Origin of the sequence: Glycomyces sp. NRRL B-16210, assembly GCF_000719515.1 — a bacterium.
Taxonomy (GTDB): Bacteria; Actinomycetota; Actinomycetes; order Mycobacteriales; family Micromonosporaceae; genus Glycomyces.
Window position 1 is genome coordinate 1 of sequence record NZ_JOGR01000003.1, and the last position, 17,959, is coordinate 17,959.

Annotated in this window: 16 protein-coding genes; 8 read left to right on the forward strand and 8 right to left on the reverse strand. The window is 69.7% G+C overall.

The annotated features are described in order from the left end of the window. Positions 1 to 264 precede the first annotated feature (264 nt). Positions 265 to 1,797 carry a cell wall metabolism sensor histidine kinase WalK gene (locus IF12_RS0104305; protein ID WP_133884390.1) on the reverse strand — a complete coding sequence of 511 codons (1,533 nt, stop codon included), beginning with the start codon at positions 1,795 to 1,797 and terminating at the stop codon, positions 265 to 267. After that, positions 1,794 to 2,513, reverse strand: coding sequence for a response regulator transcription factor (locus IF12_RS0104310; protein WP_030154967.1), 720 nt, complete (start codon positions 2,511 to 2,513; stop codon positions 1,794 to 1,796). Before IF12_RS0104310 ends, IF12_RS0104305 begins: the two co-directional genes overlap by 4 nt. Positions 2,514 to 2,867: 354 nt before the next feature. On the opposite strand from IF12_RS0104310, the gene IF12_RS0104315 reads away from it, so the two are divergent. The 5 genes from IF12_RS0104315 to IF12_RS0104335 all read left to right on the forward strand — a co-directional run bounded on the left by IF12_RS0104315 (position 2,868) and on the right by IF12_RS0104335 (position 10,812). Beyond that, positions 2,868 to 3,221 (forward strand): STAS domain-containing protein, encoded by a 354-nt coding sequence (locus IF12_RS0104315; protein ID WP_051703954.1) that lies wholly within the window; start codon positions 2,868 to 2,870, stop codon positions 3,219 to 3,221. A 400-nt stretch (positions 3,222 to 3,621) separates the two neighbouring features. Beyond that, positions 3,622 to 7,377: a multifunctional oxoglutarate decarboxylase/oxoglutarate dehydrogenase thiamine pyrophosphate-binding subunit/dihydrolipoyllysine-residue succinyltransferase subunit gene (locus tag IF12_RS0104320; RefSeq protein ID WP_030154972.1), complete on the forward strand. Its 3,756-nt coding sequence runs from the start codon at positions 3,622 to 3,624 to the stop codon at positions 7,375 to 7,377. 240 nt (positions 7,378 to 7,617) lie between these two features. Further along, on the forward strand, positions 7,618 to 8,958 hold the full coding sequence (locus tag IF12_RS0104325; protein ID WP_030154975.1) for an extracellular solute-binding protein: 1,341 nt from the start codon (positions 7,618 to 7,620) through the stop codon (positions 8,956 to 8,958). A gap of 20 nt (positions 8,959 to 8,978) precedes the next feature. After that, the gene (locus tag IF12_RS0104330) at positions 8,979 to 9,923 is read left to right on the forward strand and encodes a carbohydrate ABC transporter permease (RefSeq protein ID WP_030154977.1); all 945 of its coding nucleotides are present in this window, start codon (positions 8,979 to 8,981) and stop codon (positions 9,921 to 9,923) included. Between the two features lies 1 nt (position 9,924). Next, positions 9,925 to 10,812: a carbohydrate ABC transporter permease gene (locus IF12_RS0104335; RefSeq protein ID WP_030154979.1), complete on the forward strand. Its 888-nt coding sequence runs from the start codon at positions 9,925 to 9,927 to the stop codon at positions 10,810 to 10,812. Between the two features lie 53 nt (positions 10,813 to 10,865). Here IF12_RS0104335 and IF12_RS0104340 read toward each other — a convergent pair whose 3' ends face one another. After that, entirely contained in the window at positions 10,866 to 11,354 is a 489-nt protein-coding gene (locus tag IF12_RS0104340; protein WP_133884391.1) for a hypothetical protein, read from the reverse strand. Between the two features lie 182 nt (positions 11,355 to 11,536). After that, the gene (locus IF12_RS0104345) at positions 11,537 to 12,499 is read right to left on the reverse strand and encodes a quinone oxidoreductase (protein ID WP_030154983.1); all 963 of its coding nucleotides are present in this window, start codon (positions 12,497 to 12,499) and stop codon (positions 11,537 to 11,539) included. A gap of 179 nt (positions 12,500 to 12,678) precedes the next feature. Between IF12_RS0104345 and sodN the strand changes: the two genes are divergently transcribed. Next, positions 12,679 to 13,089 (forward strand): superoxide dismutase, Ni, encoded by a 411-nt coding sequence (sodN, locus tag IF12_RS0104350; RefSeq protein WP_030154985.1) that lies wholly within the window; start codon positions 12,679 to 12,681, stop codon positions 13,087 to 13,089. A 205-nt stretch (positions 13,090 to 13,294) separates the two neighbouring features. Further along, complete coding sequence (locus tag IF12_RS0104355) at positions 13,295 to 13,750, forward strand: anti-sigma regulatory factor (RefSeq protein ID WP_133884392.1); 456 nt, start codon at positions 13,295 to 13,297, stop codon at positions 13,748 to 13,750. Positions 13,751 to 13,890: 140 nt separating this feature from the next. On the opposite strand, the gene IF12_RS0104360 is transcribed toward IF12_RS0104355, so the two are convergent. Together IF12_RS0104360 and IF12_RS0104365 are read right to left on the reverse strand one after the other, a co-directional pair. After that, entirely contained in the window at positions 13,891 to 14,154 is a 264-nt protein-coding gene (locus IF12_RS0104360) for a WhiB family transcriptional regulator (protein ID WP_030154989.1), read from the reverse strand. Positions 14,155 to 14,945: 791 nt separating this feature from the next. Further along, positions 14,946 to 15,899 (reverse strand): diacylglycerol kinase family protein, encoded by a 954-nt coding sequence (locus IF12_RS0104365; RefSeq protein ID WP_030154991.1) that lies wholly within the window; start codon positions 15,897 to 15,899, stop codon positions 14,946 to 14,948. 32 nt (positions 15,900 to 15,931) lie between these two features. On the opposite strand from IF12_RS0104365, the gene IF12_RS23750 reads away from it, so the two are divergent. Beyond that, on the forward strand, positions 15,932 to 16,384 hold the full coding sequence (locus IF12_RS23750; RefSeq protein ID WP_133884393.1) for a hypothetical protein: 453 nt from the start codon (positions 15,932 to 15,934) through the stop codon (positions 16,382 to 16,384). A 32-nt stretch (positions 16,385 to 16,416) separates the two neighbouring features. Here the strand turns inward: IF12_RS23750 and IF12_RS0104375 are convergent, their stop codons facing one another. Then, the gene (locus IF12_RS0104375; protein WP_051703957.1) at positions 16,417 to 17,244 is read right to left on the reverse strand and encodes a sirohydrochlorin chelatase; all 828 of its coding nucleotides are present in this window, start codon (positions 17,242 to 17,244) and stop codon (positions 16,417 to 16,419) included. Beyond that, complete coding sequence (locus tag IF12_RS0104380) at positions 17,237 to 17,947, reverse strand: phosphoadenylyl-sulfate reductase (protein WP_051703958.1); 711 nt, start codon at positions 17,945 to 17,947, stop codon at positions 17,237 to 17,239. The genes IF12_RS0104375 and IF12_RS0104380 overlap by 8 nt, the downstream gene beginning before the upstream one ends. Between the last annotated feature and the right edge of the window lie 12 nt (positions 17,948 to 17,959).

The following is a 17,959-nucleotide window of genomic DNA, read 5'->3' on the forward strand; positions in this document are numbered from 1 at the left end:
GGGGCAGGCTGGGTTCGGGGGCGAGGGGCGCGGCGGGGGCGGGCACGGCGTCGGCGGCGGGAGGCCCGTCGGGGCCCTGCGGTGCGGTCCCTTCGGGGCCGTTCGGGCTCTCAGTGTTGCTCATGTAAGGCAGCATGCCGGGCGCAGCTCGCGGCTCGCTGCGAAAACGCCTTAAAACCCTTTAATGATCGGGGGCGGGCGCACTGGTCAGAGCGCTCGGGCGGGCCGGTTCCGTCCGGGTCGGACTTCAGAGGATTCCGAGGTTCATTCGGTGGGTTCGGCGTTGAGGCGGACGGTGAAGGCGGTGCCTTCGCCGGGTTCGGAGGCGACCTCGACGGTGCCGCCGTGGGCGTTGACGATGGCGGCGACGATCGCGAGGCCGAGTCCCGATCCGGCGTGGACGCCCTTGTCGGAGCGGAAGAAGCGTTCGAAGACCCGTCCGGCGGTCGCGCGGTCCATGCCGGGCCCGTCGTCGGCGACGGTGACGCGCACGGTCGCGGCGGGGGGCTCCTCGGCGGGGTCTTCGGGTGCGGGGGCTTCTTCGGCGGCGACCTCGACGCTGATGTGGGTGCCGGCGGGGGTGTGGCGCACGGCGTTGGACAGGAGGTTGTCGAGGACCTGCCGGATGCGGGCGCGGTCGGCGGCGACCACGGTGGGCGCGCCGGGCACGTGGGCGAAGCTGAACTCGTGGTCCTCGGCGGTGACGACGTGGGCGGCGACGGCCTCGCGTCCGAGGAGGGCCAGGTCGACCGGTTCGGTCTCGACCGGGCGCTCCTGGCCGAGGCGGGCGAGGTGCAGCAGGTCGCCGACGAGCAGGCCCATGCGCTTGGCGGCCTCCTCGATCTGCCCGATGTAGTGCTGGCGCTCGGCCTCGGGCATCTGCGGGTTGGTGCGCACCAGTTCGGCGTAGCCGCGCACGCTCGTCAGGGGGGTGCGCAGCTCGTGGGAGGCGTCGGTGATGAACTCGCGCATCCGCTCCTCGGAGTCGTGCGCGCGTTTCTCGGAGTACTTGCGGGCCCGGATGGAGCCCTCGATCTTGGTGAGCATCGAGTTGATGGCGCGCCCGACGCGCCCGACCTCGGTGTTGCGGTCGTGCTCGGGCACGCGCCGCGAGTAGTTCCCGGCGGCGATCATCGCGGCGGTGTTCTCGATCTGGCGCAGCGGCGAGAGGCTCGCGCGCACCAGGCCGACGCCGATCGCGGCCAGGCCGGCGAGGACGCCCGCGCCGATGAGCAGGTCGACCCACACGAGTCCGGCGACGGTCTTGTCGAAGTGGGCGAGCTTGTAGGAGAGCACGAAATAGGCGTCGCGCGGGAGGACGTGGGTGCCGGGGTCGTAGTCGGGGTTCTCGGTGCCGATCTGGGAGCCGGCGAGGCCGAGGACCCGCCAGCGGGTGGTGCCGTCGGCGCTGAGGGCGATGAAGCCCTCGCCGTCGGCGGCGACGAGGTCCTCGTAGTCGAACGTGGGGGTGTCGGGGCGGTTGTGGGGACGGTCGAGGCGGTTGTCGGGGCCGTACAGGACGCTGAAGACGTACTGCTCGGGGCGCAGCCCGGGGCCGTCGTCGGCGTCGTCGAAGTTGTCGGGCTCGAAGAAGTCGGGGTTCCAGCTGCGCAGCTGGGTCTCGAGTTCGTCGTCGACGGTGCCGAGGAAGTAGGAGTGCAGCGCCAGGATCGTGGAGACGCTGATGAGGATGAGCGAGCCCGCGACCAGCACGAGCACCGCCGCGGTCAAGCGGACGCGCAGCGGCGTGCGGTCCCACCGGTCGCGGGCGAGCTCGAACATGCGCGGCGCGCTCAACGCTGCTGCTCCCGCAGGACGTAGCCGATGCCGCGGAGGGTCTGGATGAGTTTGGGCTCGCCGGTGTCGACCTTGCGGCGCAGGTAGGAGACATAGGACTCGACGATGCCGTCGTCGCCGCGGAAGTCGTAGCGCCACACGTGGTCGAGGATCTGGGCCTTGGACAGGACCCGGCCGGCGTTGATCATGAAGTAGCGCAGGAGCTTGAACTCGGTGGGCGAGAGCTGCACGGCCTTGCCCGAGCGCCAGACCTCGTGGGTCTCCTCGTCGAGTTCGAGGTCGGCGTACTGGAGGCGCGAGGGCCGGGGCAGCTCGCCGGAGGAGCGGCGCAGGACCGCGCGGATGCGGGCGACGACCTCTTCGAGCGCGAAGGGCTTGGTGATGTAGTCGTCGCCGCCGACCGACAGGCCGGTGACGGTGTCGGCGGTGTCGTCGCGGGCGGTGAGGAAGAGCACCGGGGTGTGGTCGGAGCCCGAGCGCATCCGCCGCACGACCTCGAACCCGTCGAAATCGGGCAGGTTGACGTCGAGGACGACCAGGTCGGGGCGGTGCCGGGCGATCGACCGGAGCGCCTCGTCGCCGGTGCCGACGGCGTGGACGGCGAAGCCCGCGTAGCGCAGCGAGGTCGCCAGCAGCTCGCAGATGTTCTCCTCGTCCTCGACGACCAGGAGGGTGGCTTCGGTCTCGGCGCTCGGCTGGCTGGTCGAAAGCGGCATGGGCCTCATCTTCACGGTCTCGGCGTCGCTCGGTGGCCGCCGGCGCGCGAGGTCGGCCGGCAGGCGCAGGTCACGGATGGTTCTGAAGCATACGCCCGCGCCAGGGGCGCGCCAAGCGGTCGTGACCGGGGGCGATGCGCGCGGCGTGCGGCCGGGGCGGCCTGGGCGGGGCGGACGCGGGGGTCGCGCGATCGGGTGAGCTTTGCAGAGACCTGCACGCGTTTGCGTGAAACGCTCGCGCGCGAACTGTTCGCCGTCCTACCCGTCGGATAGACTTTGTGTCGCAGCCGGGAACGCGTACCGATACCGGGCGCGGAGCCCGGGCCGGGGCACCATACCGAATCAGGTGAGTTCATGACGCTGTCTATCGCGACCGCCACGACCGACACCGGGGTCGTCACCGTCGAACTGGCAGGCGAAGTCGACTACGCGACCGCGCCGCAGATCCGCGAGACGATCACCAACGCACTCGAGGCGGGCGGGGCCACCGCCATCAGAGTCGACGTCGCCAAGGTGACGGTCCTCGACTCCACCGGCATCGGCACCATCGTGGTGGCCTACCGCATCGCCCGCGAGATGGGCGTCGCACTGGCCGTCGTCAACCCCAACCGCTTCATCACCCGCTTGTTCACCGTCGTCGGCGCCGAGGAGCTCCTGGAAGAGCCCACGGAGACCTTCTCGAGCAAGGAACGCAGCGCGGCCGGATAAGGCCGACCGCTTCGGCGCGGTTCCCGGGCCCTCGAAACCGGCATCGAACCGGCCCTGGAATCGCGCCTCGAAGCGGTGCTGCGAACGCGTGCCAGCGCGTGCCGATACGGCGCGGCGGGTCCGCATGGCGAGGCTGCACATCGAAGCGGCTCGCCGGAATCGTGCATCGAAACCCTGCGCCGAGACCCCTTGAAACGGGCTTCGGACGGGTGCGGCGCGCCGCTGTGGCGAACGAGACGTTCACGCGTTTCCACCTGCTGCGCAGCACCTTCGCGCCGAGGCGAGTGACCGGCCCCCCAACGGCGTTACCGGTACTACACTTTCGCGCCCTCCCGGTTACCCTTGAGTCCGGGGACTTCCGTCCCCTTCCACGCAGCGTCAAAGAAGAGGCGATTCAGTCGTGTCGAGTGCGACTCCGGGCAATCCGTTGACCGATTTCGGTGCCAATGAATGGCTGGTCAACGAGATGTATGAGCGTTACCGCGAAAACCCCGACAGTGTGAGCGCAGGGTGGCGCGAGTTCTTCGGCGGCGAACCGCAGCACACGCCGTTCGCAGGCGAGGAGACCGCCGCGGGCGAGGCGGCGCCGACCGCGTCCGCCGAGCCGGTGCGGGCCCCCGCAGAGCCCGCGGCCGAGCCCGCGGAGCCGAAGCCCGCCGTGTCGAAGGCGGCGGCGGAGCCCGCCGAGAAGGCCGCGCCGGAACCCGCCGCGCCCCCAGCCACCGTGTCCGAACCCGCGACGAAGAAGGCGACCCCGACCGTGAACGAACCCGCCTCCTGGCCCGGCTCCACAAGCGCCGCAGGGACGAAACCGCTCAAAGGCGTGGCCGCCAAGGTGGCCCAGAACATGGACGCCTCACTGGAGATCCCCACGGCCACCTCGGTCCGGGCCGTCCCCGCGAAGCTCCTGTTCGACAACCGGATCGTCATCAACAACCACCTCAAGCGCGGCCAGGGCGGGAAGGTCTCCTTCACGCACCTCATCGGCTACGCGCTGGTGCAGGCCGTCAAGGCCCACCCGGGCATGAACGCCTCTTACAAGGTCGTCGACGGCAAGCCGCAGCTGGTCACGCCCGAGCACGTCAACCTCGGCCTCGCGATCGACCTCGCCAAGCCCGACGGCACCCGCACCTTGGTGGTGCCCTCGATCAAGAACACCGAGTCGATGGACTTCCGCGAGTTCTGGCAGGCCTACGAGGACCTCGTGCGCCGGGCCCGGAACAACAAGCTCACGATGGAGGACCACGCCGGGGCGACGCTCACGCTCACCAATCCCGGCGGCATCGGCACCGTGCACTCGGTGCCGCGCCTGATGAAGGGCCAGGGGCTCATCGTCGGCGTCGGCGCCATGGAGGTGCCCGCCGAGTTCGCCGGGGCCTCCGACGAGACCCTCTCGGACCTGGGCGTCTCGCGGATCATGACCGTCACCTCGACGTACGACCACCGGATCATCCAGGGCGCCGAGTCCGGCCAGTTCCTCGCCACGCTGCACCAGCTGCTGCTCGGCGACGCGTTCTTCGACGAGGTCTTCCGCTCCCTGCTCATCCCCTACGAGCCGGTGCGCTGGGTCCGCGACGTCTCCAAGACCCACGAGGGGCAGATCGACAAGAACGCCCGGGTCATCGAGCTCATCCACGCCTACCGGGTCCGCGGCCACCTCATGGCCGACACCAACCCGCTGCACTACGAGATCCGCCGCCACCCCGACCTCGACATCCTCTCGCACGGGCTGACCCTGTGGGACCTCGACCGGACCTTCCCGATCGGCGGCTTCGCCGGCCAGCAGCGCATGAAGCTGCGCGAGATCCTCGGCGTCCTGCGCGACTCCTACTGCCGCCGCATCGGCGTGGAGTACATGCACATACAGGACCCCGACGAGCGCGCGTGGATCCAGCGGCGCATAGAGGTCCCGTTCGAGAAGCCGAAGGTCCAGGAGCAGAAGCACATACTCGGGCGCCTGAACGCCGCCGAGGCCTTCGAGACGTTCCTCCAGACCAAGTTCGTCGGCCAGAAGCGCTTCAGCCTCGAAGGCGGCGAGTCGCTCATCCCGCTGCTCGACCGCATCCTCAACGAGGCGGCCGGCGCCGACCTCGACGAGGTCGTCATCGGGATGCCCCACCGCGGGCGCCTCAACGTCCTCGCCAACATCGTCGGCAAGAAGCTCTCCAAGATCTTCACCGAGTTCGAGGGGCACATCGACCCCAAGAGCATCGGCGGCTCCGGCGACGTCAAGTACCACCTGGGCATGACCGGCACCTTCTCCTCCCCCGACGGCAAGGGCGAGACCACGGTGTCGCTGTGCGCCAACCCCTCCCACCTGGAGGCGGTCAACCCGGTGCTCGAAGGGGTCGTGCGCGCCAAGCAGGACCGGCTCAACCTCGGCGAGGACGGCTTCACCGTCATGCCCGTCGCCATCCACGGCGACGCGGCCTTCGCCGGCCAGGGCGTGGTGGCCGAGACGCTCAACCTCTCGCAGCTGCGCGGCTACCGCACCGGCGGCACCGTGCACGTGGTCGTCAACAACCAGGTCGGGTTCACCACCGCGCCGACGCACTCGCGCTCGAGCCTGTACTGCACCGACGTCGCCCGCATGATCCAGGCGCCGATCTTCCACGTCAACGGGGACGACCCCGAGGCCGTGGCCGAGGTCGCCAAGCTCGCGTTCGCCTTCCGCCAGCAGTTCCGCAAGGACGTCGTCATCGACATGGTCTGCTACCGGCGCCGCGGCCACAACGAGGGCGACGACCCGAAGATGACCAACCCGCAGATGTACCAGGTCATCGACGGCAAGCAGTCCGTGCGCAAGCTCTACACCAGGGCGCTCATCGGCCGCGGCGACATCACCATGGAGGACGCCGAGGAGGCCCTCGCGGACTACCAGGCCCAGCTCGAACGGGTCTTCCGCGAGACCAAGGAGGCCCTCGCCGGGCAGACAGGGCCGCTCCCGTGGCGCCACCAGCCCGAACCGGTCGCCGACATCGACACCGCCGTCGACGCCGAGACCATCGCGATGATCGGCAAGGCCCACACCACGCTCCCCGAGGGCTTCGGACCGCACAAGGCCGTCCGCCGGGTCCTGGAGAAGCGCAGCGAGATGTCCACCTCGGGCACCGTCGACTGGGCCTTCGCCGAGACCCTCGCGTTCGGCTCGCTCCTCATGCAGGGCAAGGCCGTCCGCCTCGCGGGCCAGGACTCGCGGCGCGGCACCTTCGTGCAGCGCCACGCCGTGGTCATCGACCAGGCCACCGGCGAGGAGTACACGCCGCTGGCGCACCTGGGCGAGAACACCGCGAAGTTCTTCATCTACGACTCGCTGCTGTCGGAGTTCGCCGCGCTCGGCTTCGAGTACGGCTACTCGGTGGAGAACCCCGACATGCTCGTGGCCTGGGAGGCCCAGTTCGGCGACTTCGTCGACGGCGCCCAGACCATCATCGACGAGTTCATCTCCTCGGGCGAGGCCAAGTGGAGCCAGCACTCCGGCGTCACGCTGCTGCTGCCCCACGGCCACGAGGGCGCCGGCCCCGACCACACCTCCGGGCGCATCGAGCGGTTCCTCCAGATGTGCGCCGACGAGAACATGCGCGTGGTCAACTCCACCAGCCCGGCGAACTACTTCCACCTGCTGCGACGCCAGGCGCTCGACCCGGTCAAGAAGCCCTTGATCGTGTTCACGCCCAAGTCGCTGCTGCGGCACAAGGCCGCCGTCAGCTCGCTGGAGGAGTTCACCAACGGCCGCTTCCGCCCGGTCCTGACCGACCCGGCCGTCGCGAGCGGCGAGGTCCGGCCCGAGGACGTCAAGCGGGTCCTGCTGTGCGCCGGCAAGGTCTACTACGACCTGGCCGCCGCCCGCAAGAGCCGCGGCGTCACCGACACCGCGATCCTGCGCGTCGAGCAGCTCTACCCGCTCCCGGCCGAGGAGCTCAAGGCCGCTCTGGCGGCGTTCCCGAACGCCGAGGACACCGCGTGGGTCCAGGAGGAGCCGGCGAACCAGGGCGCCTGGTCGCACATCGCGCTCAACCTGCTCGAGCAGCTCGGCGGGGTCCACCTGCGCCGCATCTCGCGCCCGGCCGCCGCCGCGCCGTCCACCGGCTCGCCGAAGGTCCACGAGGTCGAGCAGCAGGCGCTCGTCGACGTCGCGATCCCGCAGCCGCAGTAGGCCGCGGACGAGTTCCATTGGGGGAGGCCGAAAGGCCTCCCCCGCTCGCGTTCTGGGAAGGGAACGGGCGGGTCGGCACCGGCGGGGGACGGTGCGGCGGCGGTCGAAACTTTTTTCACACCGGTAGCGGTTCCACGTATGCACACCCTTGACTCTCATGATGAGAGCGGTAACAATGTCTGGACGGCCCACCCTTCGTTTGGCCGACCCGACAAAGTTTCACATTGGAGTGATGCATTGATGCGGAACCATCCCTCGCCCCCTGGGTCGCTCTCCAGGCGGGCACTCCTCACCGGAACGGCCGCGACCGCCGGGCTGGGTCTCGCAGGGCTGAGCCTCGCCGGGTGCGGATCGGTCACCGGCGGGCTCGACGGCCGCACCCGGGTGAAGCAGTGGAACCTCCTGGCCGGCGGCGACGGCGCGGTCATGACCGAGATGCACGACCAGTTCTCGGCCGAGCACCCCGACGTCGAACTCCAGGCCACGACCTTCGGCTGGGGCACCCCGTTCTACACGCGCCTGGTCATGGGCGCCTCCGGCGGCAACGCCTCCGACATCGCGACCATCCACCTCTCTCGGCTCAAGAGCGTCTCGCCCGCGACGCTCCTCGACCCCATCGAGATCGACGAACTGGTCGACCACGGGCTCGACCCGTCCGACTTCCCCGCCCAGGTGTGGGACAAGTGCTTCGTCGACGACCGGCTGTACGCGATCCCGATCGACACCCACGCCCTCGTCAACTACTACAACCGCACCGTCTGCGAGCAGGCCGGGGTCCTCAACCCCGACGGGACGCTCCTGGAGACCACCGGCGTCGAGGAGTACTACGACCTCCTGCGCGCCGTACAGGACGTCACCGGCGAGTACGGCACCTCCCTGGACACCCTCGGCGGCTGGCGCCAGTTCTGGGCCTGGTACCGCCAGGCGGACGGCGAGATGACCTTCGGCGACGACGACTTCGAGATGGACGACGACAAGGCGCTCCAGGCCATCGAGATCATGTACAGGATGTCCGAAGAGGGCCTGTGCCCCAGGTTCGCCGACGGCGGCCAGTGCTCGGCCAACTTCGAGACCGGCGCGGCCGGACTCGTCCAGGTCGGCAACTGGGAGATCAACCGCTTCAAGGCCTTCGACGAGGCCCAGGGCTTCGACTTCTCCATGACCGAGATGCCCGACTTCTTCGGCAACCGCCGCACCCAGGGCGACTGCCACTCCTACGTCCTGCCCCACCACAACAGCTGGGACCCCGACGTCCGCGACGCCACGCTCACCTACGCCGCCTGGATGCTCCAGCACAGCTTCCGGTGGGGCGAGGGCGGCGGCCACACCCCGGCCTACCTGCCCGTCACCGAGAGCGCCGAATACCAGGCGCTGCAACCGAACGCGGAGTACTCCGGCGTCGTCGACAACGTCCAGTTCGACCCGGACGCGTGGTTCTCCGGGTCGGCCGCCCGCCTCTTCGACGAGACCGGCTCCATCTTCAACCAGGTCTACGGCCTCGCCATGACCCCCGAAGAGGCGCTGGCGCTCATCAAGGAGCGGATCCGCTCGCTGCTGGCCCTCCCCAACCCGGTCGACTGAATCGTTCCATAGGACTTCCGATGACTGTGAAAACCGAGACGCCCGCAGCGGCGTCGGCCGCGACGAAGCGGCCCCCCGCCCCCACGGCGCGCAAGAAGCGGTCATGGGTAGGACTCTGGTTCGTCCTGCCCTTCACCGCCTTCTACGCGCTCTTCCTGGTCTGGCCCACCTTCCTCGGCCTGTACTACTCCTTCACCGACAAGAGCCTCACCGGCAGGCCCGCCTCCTGGGTCGGACTCGAGAACTGGTCCGAGGCCTTCGGCGACGAACGCGCCTGGTCGGCCCTGTGGAACACCGCCGAGTTCACCCTGTACTCGACGCCGCCGCTGGTCGTCCTCGCGATCGTCCTGGCCCTGCTGGTCAACCGCGCCCGCAAGCTCGGATGGTTCCTGCGGATGGCGTTCTTCGCGCCGTTCGTCGTGCCCGTCTCCGTGGTCACCATGATCTGGATCTGGATCTACCAGCCCGACGGCGGCCTGCTCAACCACTACCTGCAACTGCTGGGGATCCAGGACGCGGCCGCGCCCACGATCTGGCTCCAGGGCGAGTCCACCGCCATGTGGTCGGTCGTCCTGACCACCGTGTGGTGGACGATGGGCTTCAACTTCCTGCTGTACCTCGCCGCGCTCCAGACGATCGACCCGAACGTCTACGAGGCCTCCAGCATCGACGGCGCCAGTTGGTGGCGCCAGCTGTGGCACATCACGCTGCCGCTGCTCAAGCGCACCACCGCGCTGGTCATCGTCCTCCAGCTCATCGCCTCGCTGCGGATCTTCGACCAGATGTACCTCATGACCGGCGGCGGCCCCAACCGCGCCACCGAGGTCGCCATCCACTACATCTACATCGCCGGGTTCGAGGGCTACCGCATCGGCTACGCGTCGGCGCTGTCCTACGTGCTGTTCGTGCTCATCCTCATCGTCTCCATCGTCCAGTTCCGGCTGTTCTCCCGGAAGGAGGACTGACATGACCGCAGTGCAAGAGAAGTCCGCCGCCGCCCCGTCGGCGCGGCCCGAGGTCCGCCGGCGCCGCAAGCGCCCGACGGTGGGCGCCGTCATCGTCTACATCGCCGCCGGCGCCCTGGCGGTGATGTGGCTGCTGCCGCTGCTGTGGGCGGTCTCGACCTCCCTGAAGTCCGAGACCGAGGCGAGCCTCGGCCAGGACATCCACTGGATCCCCGAGACGTGGTCGCTGGAGGGGTACCGGACGCTGTTCGAACGCGGCGACCACCTCACCTGGATGATCAACTCGACGATCGTCTCCACGATCGTGACCGTCCTGACGCTGGTGCTGTGCGTGCTCGCCGCGTACGGGTTCTCCCGGTTCGACTTCCCGGGCAAGAACATCGTGTTCGGGGCGATCATCGCCGGGCTCATGGTCCCCGGTCAGGCGCTCATCATCCCGCTGTTCGACCTGGTCAACAGCCTGAAGCTGGCCGGGACGTACTGGGGCCTGGCGCTGCCGCAGGTGGTCGCGCCGGTCATGGTGTTCATCCTCAAGCGGTTCTTCGACGCGATCCCGCGCGACTACGAGGAGGCCGCGAAGCTCGACGGGGCCGGGCACCTGCGGGTGCTGTGGAACGTGATCCTGCCGCTGTCGGGCCCGATCATGGCCGCGGTCGGGATCTTCACCTTCATCGGCTCCTGGAACAACTTCCTGTGGCCGCTGCTGGTGGCGACCGACCCGTCGATGATGACCCTCCCGGTGGGCCTGGGCGTCGTCTCGGGCGGTTACGGCCTGTTCTACGCCCAGAACATGGCCGCCGCGGTCCTCGGCGCGCTGCCGCTCTTGATCGTCTTCCTGATCTTCCAGAAGCAGATCGTCAAGGGCATCGCGGGCGTGGGCCTGAAGTAGCGTTCGCTCGGCAGCGGGGCCCGGCCGAAGCCGGGCCCCGCTGTCGTGCGCGGCTACAGGGACCGTTCCCTGACCAGGCAGGAGGCCGGGCTGTAGCCGACGGTGTCGCCGTGCTGGACCCGGATCCAGGTGGTCTCCCATTGCAGGCCCGCGCAGCCGATCGTGCGCCCGCCCTCGGTGGTCGAGCAGGCCCCGTTGACGACGGTGTCGTCGTGCAGGCGCACGAGGCGGCGCGCGCCCATGTCGGTGTCGGTGAAGATCGAGACGCCGAAGGTGGCGTTCACGGTGTACTCGCACGAGAGCGACTGCTGCTCGGTCCAACCGTGGGAGAGGATCGCGCGCTGCGCGGCGACCGGGTGGGCGTCGGTGCCCGCGGCGCCCTCGCCCGGCGCGGCCGAGCTCTCGCCGTGCCTGGCGAGGGCGACGGCCACGACCATGATGGCCGCCGCGATCGCGAGGCGCACCAGGATCTTCTTGGTGATCGCCCACGTGCTTCCGGCGGCGGACTTGAGCCCGCCCTTGACCCGAGTCATCGCTGACATGGCCGTACTCCCCCGTGCCTTCCGGCGGCCGCGTTCGGGCCGCCCGGTGGACGCCGGCGGTGCCCGGTGCGGGCCGGTGCCGGCGTCCACTTCAGGGTGCGGGCAGGCAGGGGCCGGGCGGGGGCGAACCGAGCAGAAACCGGCCCCACTGTCGTACTTACGACGTTGGGGTTCGCCCGGCCTCAGGAGTGCTGGACGACGACCTTGCCGAAGGCCTCGCCGGAGGCCAGGCGGCGTAGGGCCGCCTCGGCGTCGGCGAGGGCGTGGACCGAGTCGACGATCGGGCGGACCTCGCGCTCGGCGCAGAAGCGCAGGAGTTCGACGAATTCGTCACGGGTGCCCATGGTCGAGCCGAGGATCTCCAACTGCTTGAAGAAGACGTGCCGCAGGTCGACCTCGGCCGCGTGGCCGCCGGTGACGCCGCAGGTGACCAGGCGCCCGCCGGGTTTGAGGGACTTGATCGAGTGGGCCATGACGGGCGCGCCGACCGAGTCGACGACGACGTCGACGCGCTCGGGCAGCCGCGCGTCGGGCTCCACGGCGACCGCGCCGAGCTCGGCGGCCCGCTCGCGGCGCTCGGCGCTGCGGCCGGTGGCGTAGACGCGCAGGCCGAGGGCCTTCGCGAGGACGATCGCGGCGGTGGCGACGCCGCCGCCGGTGCCTTGGACCAGGACCGCGTCGCCCTCGCGGGCCCTGCCGCGGACGGTGAGCATCCGCCAGGCGGTGAGGTAGGCCGTGGGCAGGCAGGCGGCCTCGGCCGCGCTCCAGCCCGCGGGGACCAGCAGGAGGTTCCGGACCGGGACCGCGACGTGCTCGGCGAGCGTGCCGGGGTGCAGTTCGGACAGGAGTGTCCGCTTGGGATCGAGGGTCTCGTCCGCGAGGGAGGCGTCGGCGATCACGGGGTAGACGACGGCGTGGCCGCCGTCGGCGGTGCGCACCACCGCGTCGGTGCCGAGGATCATCGGGCACTGGTCGGCGCGCAGCCCGACCCCGGCGAGGGACCAGAGGTCGTGGTGGTTGATCGAGGCGGCCACGAGGGGCGCTCGCGTCCACTCCTCGGGAACGGCCGGGGGTTCGATCTCGCCGACCTCCAGGGCCGCGAACGGGTCGTCGGGATTGACGTTGCGGGCGTAGGCGGCGAGCATCGGGACTGACCTCCGGATATCGGGCCGCGGCGCGGCCTCGCATCGATTGCACTGTCCATCATGGTGTTCGACCTGGAATGTCGTCGTGTCATTAACTCTAGGGGCAGGCCCGGATCGGGGCTCCGGAGAGGTAGGGTCGGCGATGGAATCACACCCACTGGAAAGAAGCTGGAGGGGCAATGTTCAAGCCTCTGTTCAAGCGGTTGCTGCCGCAGATCTCGGCTTCGGCTCACTGCGACCTGCCGTGCGGGGTCTACGACCCCGCCCAGGCCCGCATCGAAGCGGAGTCGGTCAAGGCCATCAGCGAGAAGTACCAGGCCAACGAGGACCCGGAGTTCCGGACCCGCGCCCTGATCATCAAGGAGCAGCGCTCCAACCTGGTCAAGGAGCACCTGTGGGTGCTGTGGACCGACTACTTCAAGCCGCCGCACTTCGAGAAGTACCCGCAGCTGCACACGCTGGTCAACGAGGCGACGAAGCTCGCCGGGGCCTCCGGCTCCAAGGGCTCCGCCGACCCGAAGGTCGCCGAGGAACTGCTCGCCAAGATCGACCAGATCGCCGAGATCTTCTGGGAGACCAAGAAGGCCTAGGGCCGCTCGACGGTCGCGAAGCGCCCGGTCCCGCATCCGGCGGGGCGGGGTGCTTCGCCGTTCAGGGGCCTCGGCTCGGGGTTTGCGGCGGGGTGGTCCGCGCGGCGGGGCCGATCGGATTATCCTTTGCAGCGGGGAGGCGCTCGGGTTCTCGGGCACCTCACGACGTTACGGACCCAGCTGGGTACGGGAAGTGGCGATGCCGGTGAGCGATGAGCGCGAGGACGTGCTGCTGCTCGACGTGCCCTCGACGGGCGACTACCTGTCGGTCCTGCCGACCGCGACCGCGGCGGTGGCGACCCGGCTCGGGTTCTCGCTCGACGAGATCGAGGACCTGCGGGCGGCGGTGAACGCCGCCGTGGCGCTCCTGATCCCCGCCGCGAAGCAGGAGACGGGCCGCTCGCGGCCGCTGCGGCGCAAGACCGGCGGCGAGCCGCTGCGCTGCCGCCTGGAGGTGGGCAGCGAGACCCTCCAGATCGTGCTGAGCCGCCCGAAGGGCGCCCCGCTCCCCGACGCGGGCGCCTACCAGTGGCAGGTGCTCAGGGCCCTCACCGACGAGGTCGAATCGGAGGTCGAGAACGCCACGACCACGATCCGCATCCGCCAGCAGCGCCCGGCCACCGAGGCCGACACCGACACCGAGCGCCACCAGATCCACTGAGTGTCGTACCCCTGCGGCATGATCGAAGCGGTGGCCGACACCGGGCCGGGAAAGCTTGAAGGCCCGGCACGGGGCCGGGCCTACCAAGCTTCTGTTGTCGCAAATTCGAGGGATGGACTAAATCAAGGGATTGCGCGGCGTCAGCCGACGACCTGGGTGGCGAGGGTGCGCAGCGCACCGGAGCGGCGCTTCAGTTCGCGTCGCTCGATCTCGCTCATGCCACCCCACACGCCCGCGTCCTGACCGCTCTCCAGCGCCCACCGCAGGCACTCCTCGGTCACGGGGCAGCGCCGGCAGACGTTCTTGGCCTGCTCGATCTGTACCAGTGCCGGACCGGTGTCCCCGATGGGGAAGAACAGCTCGGGGTCCTCGTCGCGGCAGATGGCCTCGTGGCGCCAATCCATCAAAACTTCTCCTTGCTAGGCATCAAGCATCTTGCTTTCACGGTGTTATGAAGGTCGTGCGATTCGGGCGTGACGGACCGGTGTCCGTGTCCGGCGTTCGGGCCGCGCATCGCTCGTGCCGCTCCGCGTCCGCCGCATCGCGGCGGTCGCACCCTCGCGGGCGGCACAGCTGGGTGCTCGGGGCGGGACCCGTTTCCCGGCAAAGGGAATCGTTGTCACCGCGACTGCGGAGCGCTCTCGCATCAGCGACACTGCTGAACGCCAGGGCATCGGGGGCACACCCGCCTACAGCATCGAACGCCCAAGTGGCGGCCGAGCAAATCTACAGCTCCGCAAGCGACCGCTGCGACAGGTCCGCACCTCGACCCGGCTACCTTGTGAATACTTTCACAAGGCTGGGATTTGTCAAGGGTTCGACTCCGGAAATCATCTCGAAGTGAGTGAACTCACCGCTCCACCTCGAAGAAGACTTGTGGAACTCGCTCCGCCGGACCGCCGGGATCCCTACCGCGGATCCTCGGAGCGGTCTCCGCCACACCCTCCCGAACCCGAAAGACCGGGGTCGGTGACAGCGAGTCGAACCGGTTTGACACACTGGTACTCAAGGTTGGCCTACTTACCAGGCTCGTAAGTGCTGGCGAGTTGTGAATACCCACATAGTGCCGGTCAATACGCACCGAAAAAACGATATTCGGTTGTAAGTCTCACGCCGTCCCTGTAGGGATGGCGAAATCAACCTTGCCTGCTCACGAGCGAGTTGTCAACACCCGCTCTGAGGTTTTCCCAAGTTGTTAGCAGGCCACCCGCAGTGCCTCCGGAACCGAGCCGAGTTCGACTTCCGTCCGCTCACCGAGGTAGTCCCCGTCGAGTTGGAAGGCCTGCGGCAGCGACGCGCGCAGCCGAATCCTGGAGAGATCGTGATGCGTCACGGCGTGTTTGCCGTCGGGTCCGTCTCGTCCCACCAGCAGTGAAGCGGCGGTTCGCGCGGCGTCCGACAGACCAAGTTTACGCAGAATCAGGACATCAAGTCCAGCATTAAAGGACGCCCGCGCGTTGAGATTCACCGGAAGGGTGCCCAGATAGGTCCACGGCGCGCAATTCTGGACCACGACCATCCCCGTCGACAGGTCGCTCTCTCCCGAGGACAGCTCGACGTCGATCGAATCCCCTTCCACGCCATGCTCGTTGAGTTCGGCCATGACGGCGCGGGCGTAGTGGGCGCCGAGGTTGCGCTTCTTGCGGTACGACTCGACCTTCTTGATGATCGACGCGTCCCAGCCGAGCCCGGCGCAGAAGGTGAAGTGGCGGTCGAGGCCCTCGCCGGTGGCGCGGCCCAGGCTCACCGTCCGCACGCGGGACTCCTCCAGGGCCGACACGATCGCCACCGAGGCCCTGCGGCGGTCCCAGGGCAGGCCCAGGGCCCGCGCGAAGACGTTCGTGGAACCGGCGGGGATCGGCGCGAACACCGGCGTCTCGGCCGCTGAGCGGCCCGCGGCCATGAGGCCGTTGACGACCTCGTTCACGGTGCCGTCCCCGCCGAGGCTCAGGACGACGTCGTAGGCCTCCTCGGCGCCGCGCTTGGCGAGCGTCTCGCCGTGGCCGCGCGAACGCGTCTGCTCCACCGTGAGATCGAGCACGTCGTCGAGTTTCTTGACCACCCAACGCGTGCGACGGCGCGAGCCGGTGGAGGCCTTCGGGTTCACGATGAGCAGACCACGCTGTGGCGCCGCTTTCAGGTCGCGCATAGGCGCAGCGTAGCCCGGGATACGCTCGGCGTGTGAACGAAACCGATGCCGACATGGGCGCCGTCACCGAAACGCCCGGCGACGGCGACCGTCCGTGGACCCTCACCGCGGCCGCGGGCCTGTTCTGGCTCCTCGCAACGGGACTCGCCGCCGCCGGCGTATGGGGCCTGGTGCAGATCGTGATCGGGGAGGTCGACACCGCGGCCGGCGCGGCCGGCGTCGCGCTGATCGCCTGGCTCGCGGCGCTGTACTACTGGCACTTGGGGCGCAGTCTCATCCGCTCCCGCGACGTGGTCGCGCAGGCGGTGTTCCAGGCGCTGCTGTGGCTCCCGGTCGGGTACTACCTCAGGGAGGCCGCGCACCCGTACATGGGGATCGGGGCGTGGGCGCTCGCGGTCGCACTGGTGGCGCTGGTGCTCTGCGGACCGACGCGGCGCGCGGTGGGATTCGGCGAGCGCAGGCCCTTCGGCGGCACCGAAGCGTAGCGGCGCAAGGGAAGGCGGGGGCGCGACGGCGGTCAGCCGGTCGGCTCGGCCGCTCGTTTCCCCGCCGGGCCTTCGTATGCGGCGGCTGCGGCGCGGCGCGCGATGAGGTCGATGAGTTCGGGGGCGGTGCCGATCGGCTCGCCGACGTGGACGACGCCGGCTTCGCGGGCCGAGGCGATCGCCTTGTCGCACAAGAGGCCCGGGGCGATGAAGTAGCAGACCGCGGCGATCGTGCGGGCGCCGCGCGAGCGCAGGTCCGCGACCGCGGCGGCGGGTGTGAGCCCCGGGCCGGAGGCGAATCCGGCCTCGCCGTGGACGGTGAGCGGTGCGCGGCCGCTGCGGCGCAGGGCGAGTCGCCGGGCCGCCTCGGCGGCGATCTGTCGGACGTGGTCGCGGCCCGAGTCGACCCTGGTGCCGGCGGCGAGGACCACGAGGCCGTCGATGTCCTCGGGGAGGCCGCGGATCAGGGCGTCGGCGAGCGCCGGGTCGCCGACCGGTCGCCCTAGGGCCACTTGGAGACCCGGGCGGGCTTCTCGGGCGCGGCGGGCGACCTCGGGGAGGTCGGTGCGCGAGTGGTAGGCGTCGGTGAGCAGCAGCGGCAGCGCCACCGCTTCGCCGAAGCCGTTGTCGGCCAAGTCGGTGAGGACTTCGACTGGGTCGGGTTCGTTGAACTCCAGGAAGCCCGCGCGCGCTCCGGCCGTGCGCGCGATGGCGCGCACGGCCTCCGGGGAGCGCGGGTCGGGACTGCCGTGGGCGACCAGTACGACCGGTCGCGGCGGTCCCGAAGCTTCGGTCGGCGAAGCGGTCGGCGCGTCGGACCCGGCGAGGCCGCCGGGTCCGTGCGCCGAGAGGTCAGACATGCAGCCCGCATTCGGTCTTGTCGAACGCGGCCCAGCGGCCGGCGCGCGGGTCCTCCCCCGGCGCGGTGCGCCGGGTGCACGGCCAGCAGCCGATCGAGCGGAAGCCGTCCTTGAGCAGCGGGTTCACCGGGATGTTGTAACGCTCGATGTACGCCTCCTGGTCGGCCCCGGTCCACTTGGCGATCGGGGAGACCTTGACCTTGCGCCGGGAGAGGTCGAAGTCGACCACGCTCGTGTTGGCGCGGGTCGGGCCCTCGTCGCGGCGCAGGCCCGTGGCCCAGCCGTCGTAGTCGGCCAGCGCCCGGTTGAGCGGGAGGACCTTGCGCAGCGAGCAGCACTCGTCGGGGGCGCGCGAGAACAGGCGCGGGCCGAATTCGGCGTCCTGGGACAGCACCGACTGGTCGGGCTGGATCGAGCGGACGTTGACGTCCATGGTGGAGGCGACGAAGTCGCGGACCTGGAGGGTCTCGGGGAAGTGCAGGCCGGTGTCGAGGAAGACGACGTCGATGCCGGGGGCCACCTGGCTCGCCAGGTGGACGACGGCGGCGTCGGCCATGGAGGAGGTCACGCAGAAGCGCTCGCCGAACTCGCCGACCGCCCACTCGAGGATCTGGTGGGCCGTGGCGTCTTCCAGGCGCTTCCCCGCTTCCATAGCGAGGTCACGGAGTTCGAAGGGGTCTCTCTGGTTCCCTGTGCTGCTCATGCTGCTTCACTC

Excerpts from the sequence above, each read along its gene's own strand:
- IF12_RS0104340 (WP_133884391.1), bottom strand. The coding sequence starts at position 11,354 with ATGTCAGCGATGACTCGGGTCAAGGGCGGGCTCAAGTCCGCCGCCGGA.
- IF12_RS0104360 (WP_030154989.1), bottom strand. The coding sequence starts at position 14,154 with ATGGATTGGCGCCACGAGGCCATCTGCCGCGACGAGGACCCCGAGCTG.
- sodN (WP_030154985.1), top strand. The coding sequence starts at position 12,679 with ATGTTCAAGCCTCTGTTCAAGCGGTTGCTGCCGCAGATCTCGGCTTCG.
- IF12_RS0104365 (WP_030154991.1), bottom strand. The coding sequence starts at position 15,899 with ATGCGCGACCTGAAAGCGGCGCCACAGCGTGGTCTGCTCATCGTGAAC.
- IF12_RS0104380 (WP_051703958.1), bottom strand. The coding sequence starts at position 17,947 with ATGAGCAGCACAGGGAACCAGAGAGACCCCTTCGAACTCCGTGACCTC.
- IF12_RS0104330 (WP_030154977.1), top strand. The coding sequence starts at position 8,979 with ATGACTGTGAAAACCGAGACGCCCGCAGCGGCGTCGGCCGCGACGAAG.
- IF12_RS0104335 (WP_030154979.1), top strand. The coding sequence starts at position 9,925 with ATGACCGCAGTGCAAGAGAAGTCCGCCGCCGCCCCGTCGGCGCGGCCC.
- IF12_RS0104325 (WP_030154975.1), top strand. The coding sequence starts at position 7,618 with ATGCGGAACCATCCCTCGCCCCCTGGGTCGCTCTCCAGGCGGGCACTC.
- IF12_RS0104310 (WP_030154967.1), bottom strand. The coding sequence starts at position 2,513 with ATGCCGCTTTCGACCAGCCAGCCGAGCGCCGAGACCGAAGCCACCCTC.
- IF12_RS0104345 (WP_030154983.1), bottom strand. The coding sequence starts at position 12,499 with ATGCTCGCCGCCTACGCCCGCAACGTCAATCCCGACGACCCGTTCGCG.
- IF12_RS0104375 (WP_051703957.1), bottom strand. The coding sequence starts at position 17,244 with ATGTCTGACCTCTCGGCGCACGGACCCGGCGGCCTCGCCGGGTCCGAC.
- IF12_RS0104315 (WP_051703954.1), top strand. The coding sequence starts at position 2,868 with ATGACGCTGTCTATCGCGACCGCCACGACCGACACCGGGGTCGTCACC.